Origin of the sequence: Caulobacter sp. 17J65-9 (assembly GCF_010975005.1) — a bacterium.
In the GTDB taxonomy this organism is placed as follows: domain Bacteria; phylum Pseudomonadota; class Alphaproteobacteria; order Caulobacterales; family Caulobacteraceae; genus 17J80-11.
This window is the reverse complement of sequence record NZ_JAAIVC010000152.1, coordinates 1-9,099: the sequence shown is the minus strand read 5'-3', so window position 1 is coordinate 9,099 and position 9,099 is coordinate 1. Positions and strand designations below refer to the sequence as shown.

The window sequence follows — 9,099 nt, the reverse complement described above, 5'->3', positions numbered from 1 at the left end:
CTTGAAGCCCGGCGCGGCGGCCGGTTTCGGCGCGGCCGGCGTCGCGGCGGGGGCGGCCGGCTGCGCCGCGGCCGGCGCCTCGGCCTTCTCTTCGCGCTTGTGGCAGGCGCCGAGCGCCAGGACGGAAATCACGACGACGGACGCGGTCACGCGCATGGAAGCCTCCCCCGAATCCGCCGCGCCCGCGCGCGGCGTCGGCCCGTAAGAGAACACAGTTACGTGCGTCCGTCAGGTCGCGGCCGCGCCGGAACGCGGGGCGCCGTGACGGGTTTGATCGGAATGACCAAGCAAGTCTTTCTCGACGACGCGCACCGCAGCCGCTTCGAAATGCCGGTCGACGACGTGCTGGTGTTCGCCGAATACCACCGAGGTCCCGGCCGGATCATCGTCGACCGGGTGGTTTTCCCTGCGAAGCTCCTGGGCACGGCGGCCCCGGACCGCTTCATGAGACGGGTGATCGAGCACATCCGCGAGCTCAAGCTGAAGGTTGAGGTCGAGGACCCGACCTTCGCCCGCTGGATGGACGCTCACCCGGAAAACCGCGATCTTCTGGCCCCGCGCCAGCCGCCCCTGGACGGTTCCGGCGGCGAGTCGGCGCGCCCGTGATCCGGAGCCCTTTGTGAGCGAAACCGCCTTCCGTCACCTGCCCGAGCAGAAGCGTTTCGAATGGCCGATGGACGGCGGCGAGGTGTGGGCTCGCTACAGCCGTGACGGCGACACCCTGGCCGTCCTGCACGTCGAGGCCGACCCGGCCCTGCGTGGCACCGGGGCGGCGGGGCGGTTCATGCAGGCCCTGGTCGAGTGGGCCCGGGCCGAGGGCGTGAAACTGCGCCCCGTCTGCTCCTATGCGGCGGTATGGCTGCAGCGCAGCAAGGCCTCCCACGACGTTCTGGCTTGACGCACGCGCCCCGTGGCGCTTGGTCTGCACCCGGACCAAGCGGGGAGGCGTCCATGCGCACGACGGTGTCGGTTCTGGCTCTGGCCGGACTTCTGTGGGCGGGCGCGGCCAGCGCCGCCGAGGCGCCCGCCGACCTGGTGTTCTGGGGCGGACCGATCCACACCGCCGACGACGCCCACCCGACGGCCCAGGCCGTGGCGGTTCGGGGCGGCCGCATCGCCTATGTCGGCGACCGCAAGGGCGCCCAGGCCTTCGTCGGCGCCAAGACCCGGGTCGTGGACCTGAAGGGCGCGGCCCTGTTCCCGGGCTTCACCGACGCCCACGCCCACCTGTACGGCATCGGCCAGCGCGAGCTGACCCTGAACCTGGAAGGGATCCAGTCCGCCGCCGCCCTGGCGCAGGCGGTGAAGGCCCACGCCGACAAGACCCCGGGCACGGGGCCTGTCCTGGGCCGTGGCTGGATCGAGACCCACTGGCCTGAGAAGCGTTTCCCGACCCGCCAGGACCTGGACGCGGTTGTCGCCGACCGGCCGGTGGTGCTGGTGCGCGCCGACGGCCACGCCATGGTCGCCAACAGCGCGGCGCTGAAGCTGGCCGGCGTCGACCGCAACACCAAGGCGCCCAGTGGCGGCGACATCCTCAAGGACGCGAACGGCGAGCCGACCGGCATGCTGATCGACGCGGCCATGAGCCTGATGTCGGCGCTGGCCCAGCAGCCGACGCCCGAGGAGATGCGCCGCACCTTCCAGGCCGGCTTCAAGGTCTATTCGGAGTACGGCTGGACCGGCCTGCACAACATGAGCGTGCCCTGGGACCAGGCGCTGATGCTGGAGGACTTCGCCAAGGCCGGCGAGCTGCCGCTGCGGGTCTATAACGCGGTCACGCCCGAGGCAGGCAAGATGCTGCTGGCCGGCGGTCCGCGCGACGCCGCCGACAGCCGCGTGGTCACCCGCACCATCAAGTTCTACGCCGACGGCGCGCTGGGCTCGCGCGGCGCGGCCCTGTTCGAGAAGTATCACGACGCCGACACCACCGGCCTGGTGCAGATGAAGGCCGAGGACGTCGTGCCGGTCTACGAGGAAGCCCTGCGCAAGGGCATCCAGGTCGCCACCCACGCCATCGGCGACCGCGGCAACAGCCTGGTGCTGGACTGGTACGCCCAGGCCTTCGCCGAGGTGCCGACCGCCGAGCGCAAGGTGGCCGAGCCGCGCTGGCGCGTCGAGCACGCCCAGATCCTGACGCCCGCGGACATCGCCCGCTTCCCGGCCCTGCACGTGATCCCGTCCATGCAGCCCAGCCACGCCATCGGCGACCTGCACTTCGCGCCCTCGCGCCTCGGCGAAGAGCGGCTGGCCGGGGCCTACGCCTGGAAGAGCCTGATCGCGGCCGGGGCGATCGTGCCGGCCGGCTCGGACGCGCCGGTCGAGCGCGGCGATCCGCGCATCGAGTTCTACGCCGCGGTGGCCCGCAAGGACCTGAGCGGCTTCTCGGCTCCCGACTGGCATCCGGAGCAGGCCGTCGACCGCGAGACGGCGCTGAAGATGTTCACTCTGTGGCCGGCCTACGCCTCCTTCGCCGAGAAGGACCTGGGCTCCATCGTCGTGGGCAAACGCGCCGACTTCAGCGTGTTCGACGTCGACCTGATGACCGTGCCGGAAGCCGCCATCCCGAAGGCCAAGGCGCTGATGACCGTCGTCGACGGCAAGACCGCCTTCCGCGCCCCGGGTTGGTGACGTTCAGCGCCGCGGCTGGTCGCGGCGCTCGTGGGACCTGGACGCGGCGGGACGGCTCCGTTCCTCGCGCTCCAGGCTCTCGTCGCGCTCGGCGGCGCGGCTGAAGGACTTCGGCTCGCCCTCGATTTCCAGTTCCGCGCCCAGCCGGGCCATGACCTTCATCTTGCGCTCCGCCATCCGGCCTCCCAGGGCGACCAGGTCGAGGTCGGTCTTGCGGACCTCGGGGAACATCTCCTGCTCCTCTTCCCGGACGTGGTGCTGGATCTGCTCCTGCAGGACCTTCACCCTGGCCTCCAGGAAGGCGTCCCCGGCTTCGGAGCCCTCGATCTCGGAGATCAGCTGCTTGGCCGCCTTGTGCTCGACGAGCGCCTCGTTGAGCATCTCGTCTTCCAGCTTGCCGCGCAGAGCCGGATAGAACAGCTCCTCCTCGATCTGGGTGTGCACCTTCAGCATCAGGCACACCCGTTCAGCCAGCGCCGACCGCTCGTTCTCGTCCCTGGTCTGGTCGAACTTTCGAAACAGCTGCTCCACCTCGCGGTGGTCGCGCTTCAGCAGTTCCAGCGCGTCGTCCTTCCGTTCGGCGGCCATGCTCTACTCCCACTGGCGGCGGCGTGATCCGGCAGGAGGAACGGGAGCCCCGACAGGCGGTTCCGCGCCGCCCCGCCCTTGAGCCGCCGCCGCCGGTCGGCCAAGCTGGGGCATGGAAAGCTTCACGGTCCCCACGCTCGACACCGAGCGCCTGACCCTGACCGGTCATCGCCTCGACGACTTCGCCGACAGCGCCGCCATGTGGGGCGACGCCGACGTCACCCGCCACATCGGCGGCCGGCCGTCGACCGAAGAAGAGGTGTGGGCGCGGCTGCTGCGCTACGCCGGCCACTGGGCGTTCATGGGCTTCGGCTACTGGGTGATCCGCGAGAAGGCCTCGGGCCGGTTCGTCGGCGAGGCCGGCTTCGGCGACTTCCGCCGCGAGCTCACCCCGGGCTTCGACGGCGCGCCGGAGGCCGGCTGGGCGCTCGCCCCCTGGGCGCACGGCCGCGGCTACGCCACCGAGGCGGTCCGCGCCATCCTGGCCTGGGGCGAGACCCGTTTCGACGGCGCGCGCACGGTCTGCATGATCGATCCGGGCAACACCGCCTCCCAGCGGGTGGCGGAGAAGCTCGGCTACCGCGAGTTTGTCCGCACCACCTACAAGGGCGCCGACACCATCCTGTTCGAGCGGGGCGCGCGCTGACCAAGCGCTGCGCGGAACTGTCGTCTGCTCCGTGGGTTCGGGGCGGATGCTGCCAGTGTCCGCGCGTACCCCTCCGTTCGCCGTTGCGGCGAGTCTGCTGATCGCCGCCCCGGCGGCGGCGTCGGTCACCCCGGCCGACCTGGAGCCGGCCTTCACCGGAACGGTCATCTCCACCTATCCGGACGGCCGCCAGGGCAAGCTCTGGCTGAACCGTGACGGCAGCTACAAGGGCCAGGGCCGCCGCGGCCACCTGTCCAGCGGCCGCTGGAGCCTGAAGGGCGACCGCATCTGCCTGCGCCAGTCGCGCCCGGTGCCGGTCCCGTTCCAGTACTGCACCGACGTGCCGGACGAGGGGACCACCAGCTGGACCGAAAAGGCGGTGACCGGCGAACAGCTGCAGATGGAGCTGGTCGCCGGCCGCTGACTTTCCAATCTGGAAAGTTATCGTTTGACGAGTTGGAAAGTCGCACGCACTGTCTCTTTCCAGGTTGGAAAGCGAGGGGCGGATGAGCGACGAAGCGGAAGCGCGCGCGGCGCTGGACGCGGTGAACGCGGCGCAGCGGGAGGTGGCCCGGCGGGCCACCAGTCAGAACTGGTACCACTGGGTGCTGGGGGCCCTGGCGGCGGTCATCACCGTCTCGCAGGCCGCGCCCCTGCCGCTGAGCATGGTGATGCTCGGCGCTGCGCTCGTGGGGATCGCGGTGCTGGTGCAGGTCTATCGCCGACGCACCGGCGTGTGGGTCGGCGGCCTGCGCCCGGGCCTGACCAGTTGGATCGCGATCGCGATGGGATTGGTCGTCGCGGTCGGCCAGGTCGTGAGCGTGTGGGCGGGAAGACATGGCGAGGCTATGGCGAGCCTGCCGGTCGCGCTGGTGGTGTTCGTCCTGACCGTGGCGCTCGGCTACGCCTGGGATGCCGCCTATCGCGCCGACGTGGAGCGGGGCCGATGAGCGAGACGGCGCACTTCGATCCGGTGATCCATCCGCCCAACCGGTTGCAGATCTGCGCCATGCTTGCGGCGGTGAGCTCCGCCGAGTTCGCGGCGGTGCGCGACGGCGTCGGGGTCAGCGACTCGGTGCTGAGCAAGCACGTGCGCCAGCTCGAGGAAGCCGGCTATGTGAAGATCGAGAAGGCGACCGTGGCTTCGCGGGTCCGCACCTGGCTGAAGCTCACGCCCGAAGGGCGGCGGGCCTTCGCCGCGCACCTGGCCGCGCTGGAGCGGCTGGTCGCGGAAGCCGGCGCGGCGGCCGGACGCTGAAAGAGAAACGCCCTCTCTCCGGCGAGGAGAGAGGGCGTTCCGGGTTTACTCCGCCGGGACGTAGATCTCGCCGCCCTCGGCTTTGAACTTCTCGCTCATCTCGGCCATGCCCGCTTCCGCCTCGGCCTTCGTCTTGGCGTAGTCGCGCACCTCCTGGGTGATCTTCATCGAGCAGAACTTCGGGCCGCACATCGAGCAGAAGTGCGCGGTCTTGTGCGCGTCCTTGGGCAAGGTCTCGTCGTGGTACTCGCGCGCGGTCTCCGGATCGAGGCCCAGGTTGAACTGGTCCTCCCAGCGGAACTCGAAGCGCGCCCGCGACAGGGCGTCGTCCCAGGCGCGGGCCGAGGGATGGCCCTTGGCCAGGTCGGCGGCGTGGGCGGCGATCTTGTAGGCGATCACCCCGTCCTTCACGTCCTGGCGGTCGGGCAGGCCCAGGTGCTCCTTGGGCGTGACGTAGCAGAGCATGGCGGTGCCGAACCAACCGATCATCGCCGCCCCGATGGCCGAGGTGATGTGGTCGTAGCCGGGCGCCACGTCGGTGGTGAGCGGGCCCAAGGTGTAGAACGGCGCCTCGCCGCAGACGGCGAGCTGCTTGTCCATGTTCTCCTTGATCTTGTGCATCGGCACGTGGCCGGGGCCCTCGATCATCACCTGCACGCCCTTGTCCCAGGCGCGGTGGGTGAGCTCGCCGAGCGTCTCCAGCTCGGCGAACTGCGCGCGGTCGTTGGCGTCGGCGATCGAGCCCGGACGCAGGCCGTCGCCCAGCGAGAACGACACGTCGTAGGCGCGCATGATCTCGCAGATCTCGTCGAACTTCTCGTAGAGGAAGCTCTCCTTGTGGTGGGCCAGGCACCACTTGGCCATGATCGAGCCGCCGCGGCTGACGATGCCGGTGACGCGGTTCGCCGTCAGGTGGATGTAGGGCAGGCGCACGCCGGCGTGGACGGTGAAGTAGTCCACGCCCTGCTCGGCCTGCTCGATCAGGGTGTCGCGATAGACCTCCCAGGTCAGGTCCTCGGCCACGCCGCCGACCTTCTCCAGCGCCTGGTAGATCGGCACGGTGCCGATCGGCACCGGCGAGTTGCGCACGATCCATTCGCGGATGGTGTGGATGTTGCGGCCGGTCGACAGGTCCATGACCGTGTCGGCGCCCCAGCGGATCGCCCAGACCATCTTCTCGACCTCTTCCGCCATGGAGGAGGTGACGGCCGAGTTGCCGATGTTGGCGTTGATCTTGACCAGGAAGTTGCGGCCGATCGCCATCGGCTCCAGTTCCGGGTGGTTGATGTTGGCCGGGATCACGGCGCGGCCGCGGGCCACCTCGTCGCGCACGAACTCGGGCGTGACGTAGTCGGGGATCGAAGCGCCGAAGTCCTCGCCGTCGCGGATCACCGCGGCCGCCTGCTCGCGGCGCATGTTCTCGCGGATGGCGACGAACTCCATCTCGGGGGTGACGATCCCCCGCCGGGCGTACTCGAGCTGGGTGACCGCGACGCCGCCCTTGGCGCGCAGCACCTTCGGCAGGTTCGGGAAGAGGGGCGCGGCGCGCTCGGCCGAGACGTTGCCGTTGTCGACAGGCATCACTTCGCGGCCGGTGATGGCCTCGACGTCGCCGCGGCCGGTGATCCAGACTTCGCGGGTGCGGGCCAGGCCGGCGGCGATGTCGATGCTGACGGACGGGTCGGTGTAGGGGCCGGACGGGTCGTACAGCGTCACCGGCGCTTCCTTGGCGCTCGGGTGCAGCTCGACCTCGCGGAACGGCACGCGCAGCTCCGGGTGCAGCACGCCCGGGGCGTAGACCTTCTTGGAGCCGGGACGCGGTTCGGCCGTGACCGACGGCGTGGCGGGTTTGTGGACGTTCATTTGGCGGCCTCTCGCACAAAGAGCCGCCGGCATCAGGATGAGGTCTGCTCTCCCGCCGCCGGCCAGTGCCGGAACCGCGGAAGACGCCACGACCGTTCCCTCCCTTCGCCGGCATGACCCGGATCAGGTTCGACGGGTCGTGGGCTCACCCACCTCTCAGCCGCTCAGGCGCGACCCCCCGGAGAACGGCGCGAACCTACGCGCAAGCGTGCGGGCGTCAAGCACAAGCAGACGTTACACGACGGGGCCGCTCGTCCAGAACAGGCCGACGCGCTCGATCACAAGCACCCCATCGGTCGACCGGCGCGTGCGAACGCTTAGCGAAAGGAAGGTGTCGGCGCCGCGCGACCGATCGCTCAAGCGTAGACCCAAGCAGGAGGCGGTCCCTCCAATCTCCGGGCAAGGTGCCGCCTCGACCGATTCCAAGTTCGCGGGATCGAGCGATCCGAGCGATGCCCAGCACATGGAGGCTTCACCCGGACAGTCGAGGCGGAACTTCGGCATGGCTGCGGCCATGGCTTGGTGACGCAGGTCGAAGAGCGTGCGGACAGCCGCCTCAGCGGTCCGCTCGTCGGGCGCGGTGAAGTAGTCGTCGATCCGCAGCGCGTTCCCGCACGCCACGCGCGCGTTCACATCGCTCATCGCCTCGAGCGCCAGATAGCGGGTCTGCATCGAAGCGACCGCCGCCTTCACTGGGGGATCGGTGCGCTCGATCTCGTTTGCGTCCGCGAGGGGATGCGGCGGCAGTCGCTTGAGGTCCGGCCAGGCGGCTGGGTTGGTTCGATCGAGCCTCAAGGTGATCACGTCGGCCTGGCAAAGATTCGACGCGGCGAGGGCGGGGGACATCAGCAGGCGCACGGTCCCGAACCTCGGTGGTCCCGGAGGGAGCGCATTTCCCCGATTGCAATGCTCGACGCAGGGACGCTCCACGGCGGCGACCCGCTCAGCCAACTGCGCGAGAACGAGATCGGCCAACTGCCGGTCAGACAGCCCGGCGGCCTCGGCGACCGTGAGCGGGCGAACCGGCGCGGGCTGGGCCGGTTCGGCGGCCTGCGCCACTGTCGCGGCGGCGATCACAAGGCTCGCGACGGCGAGCGCAAGAATTCTCGACAACGCCTCATCCCCCGGTTGCCCGGGAAAGGCTTACCACACCAGATCGCGGATGGCGTACTTCGCCTGGGCGCCGGCCTTGGCCAGCATCTGCTCGATCAGGCCGTGGTCGAGCTCGCCGTCCGGGCCGGTGGCCTCGGCCCCGTGGATGCCGGTGCCGACCACGAACAGCACGTCGAGGCCGGCCTTGTTGGCGCCCAGCACGTCGGTGGGGATGCCGTCGCCGACGCAGAGCACGCGCGCGGGATCGGGCGCGCCGCCCATCAGGTCGGCGGCCTCGGCCATGACCGCGTCGTAGATCGGGGCGAACGGCTTGCCGGCCATCACCACCTGGCCGCCGAGCTCGGCGTAGAGGTCGGCCAGCGCGCCGGCGCACCAGATCAGCTTGGCGCCGCGGTGCACGACCTTGTCGGGGTTGGCGCAGACCATGGTCAGGCCGCGCTCGACGCAGACCTCGAAGCGCTCGCGGTAGTCCTCCGGCTGGTCCTTGTCGTCGTCGAACGGGCCGGTGCAGGAGACGAAGGTCGCTTCGTACGGGGTCTCGGCGTAGCCGACGCCGGTGCCCTCGTAGAGCGGGGCGTCGCGGGCCGGGCCCACGGCCCAGGCCGGGCCGGGCGAACGCTTGGACAGCTCCACGCGGGTGGCGTCGCCGGAGGTGACGAAGCGCGACCAGGCCTCGTCCGGCACGCCCAGCGCGCGCAGCTGGGCGACCACGTCGGTCGACGGGCGCGGCGAATTGGAGATCAGCACCACCGGCCCGCGCTCCTGGCGGAAGCGCACCAGCGCCTCGCAGGCGGCGGGGTAGTTGTTGCGGCCGTTATGCAGCACGCCCCACACGTCGCAGAACAGGACGTCGTAGCGGTCGGCGATGTCGGCGAAGCGGGGGAGGACGGTGGTCTCGATCATGACCGCCGGGGCTACCTCGGTTCGAGGGCGAGGGGAAGCGCGGCGATTAGATCCTCCCCCTCTGGGGGAGGGGGACCGCGAAGCGGTGGAGGGGGCT

The 9,099-nt window shown here is 70.4% G+C and carries 11 protein-coding genes and 1 riboswitch; of the genes, 7 read left to right on the top strand and 4 right to left on the bottom strand.

The window, feature by feature from the left end:
- The first annotated feature begins 279 nt into the window (after window positions 1-279).
- The 3 genes from G3573_RS17510 to G3573_RS17500 are packed head-to-tail and all read left to right on the top strand — an operon-like array spanning window position 280 to window position 2,631.
- Window positions 280-606, top strand: a complete 327-nt coding sequence (locus tag G3573_RS17510; RefSeq protein ID WP_163262966.1) for an N-acetyltransferase — start codon at window positions 280-282, stop codon at window positions 604-606.
- A 13-nt stretch (window positions 607-619) separates the two neighbouring features.
- Window positions 620-898: a GNAT family N-acetyltransferase gene (locus G3573_RS17505; RefSeq protein ID WP_346427411.1), complete on the top strand. Its 279-nt coding sequence runs from the start codon at window positions 620-622 to the stop codon at window positions 896-898.
- Window positions 899-951: 53 nt separating this feature from the next.
- Entirely contained in the window at window positions 952-2,631 is a 1,680-nt protein-coding gene (locus G3573_RS17500; protein WP_163262964.1) for an amidohydrolase, read from the top strand.
- A 3-nt stretch (window positions 2,632-2,634) separates the two neighbouring features.
- Here the strand turns inward: G3573_RS17500 and G3573_RS17495 are convergent, their stop codons facing one another.
- On the bottom strand, window positions 2,635-3,219 hold the full coding sequence (locus G3573_RS17495; RefSeq protein WP_163262962.1) for a hemerythrin domain-containing protein: 585 nt from the start codon (window positions 3,217-3,219) through the stop codon (window positions 2,635-2,637).
- 112 nt (window positions 3,220-3,331) lie between these two features.
- On the opposite strand from G3573_RS17495, the gene G3573_RS17490 reads away from it, so the two are divergent.
- The 4 genes from G3573_RS17490 to G3573_RS17475 all read left to right on the top strand — a co-directional run bounded on the left by G3573_RS17490 (window position 3,332) and on the right by G3573_RS17475 (window position 5,123).
- On the top strand, window positions 3,332-3,865 hold the full coding sequence (locus G3573_RS17490; RefSeq protein WP_163262960.1) for a GNAT family N-acetyltransferase: 534 nt from the start codon (window positions 3,332-3,334) through the stop codon (window positions 3,863-3,865).
- Between the two features lie 55 nt (window positions 3,866-3,920).
- Window positions 3,921-4,289, top strand: coding sequence for a hypothetical protein (locus G3573_RS17485; RefSeq protein ID WP_163262958.1), 369 nt, complete (start codon window positions 3,921-3,923; stop codon window positions 4,287-4,289).
- Between the two features lie 82 nt (window positions 4,290-4,371).
- Window positions 4,372-4,815 (top strand): hypothetical protein, encoded by a 444-nt coding sequence (locus G3573_RS17480; protein WP_163262956.1) that lies wholly within the window; start codon window positions 4,372-4,374, stop codon window positions 4,813-4,815.
- Window positions 4,812-5,123: a transcriptional regulator gene (locus G3573_RS17475; protein ID WP_163262954.1), complete on the top strand. Its 312-nt coding sequence runs from the start codon at window positions 4,812-4,814 to the stop codon at window positions 5,121-5,123. The genes G3573_RS17480 and G3573_RS17475 overlap by 4 nt, the downstream gene beginning before the upstream one ends.
- Before the next feature lie 45 nt (window positions 5,124-5,168).
- Here G3573_RS17475 and thiC read toward each other — a convergent pair whose 3' ends face one another.
- The 3 genes from thiC to G3573_RS17460 form a co-directional block, all read right to left on the bottom strand.
- Entirely contained in the window at window positions 5,169-6,986 is a 1,818-nt protein-coding gene (thiC, locus tag G3573_RS17470; protein ID WP_163262952.1) for a phosphomethylpyrimidine synthase ThiC, read from the bottom strand.
- 83 nt (window positions 6,987-7,069) lie between these two features.
- A riboswitch (TPP riboswitch) is annotated at window positions 7,070-7,177 on the bottom strand.
- 43 nt (window positions 7,178-7,220) lie between these two features.
- Window positions 7,221-8,099 (bottom strand): hypothetical protein, encoded by an 879-nt coding sequence (locus tag G3573_RS17465; protein WP_163262950.1) that lies wholly within the window; start codon window positions 8,097-8,099, stop codon window positions 7,221-7,223.
- Between the two features lie 30 nt (window positions 8,100-8,129).
- On the bottom strand, window positions 8,130-9,002 hold the full coding sequence (locus tag G3573_RS17460) for a TIGR01459 family HAD-type hydrolase (protein ID WP_163262948.1): 873 nt from the start codon (window positions 9,000-9,002) through the stop codon (window positions 8,130-8,132).
- Between the last annotated feature and the right edge of the window lie 97 nt (window positions 9,003-9,099).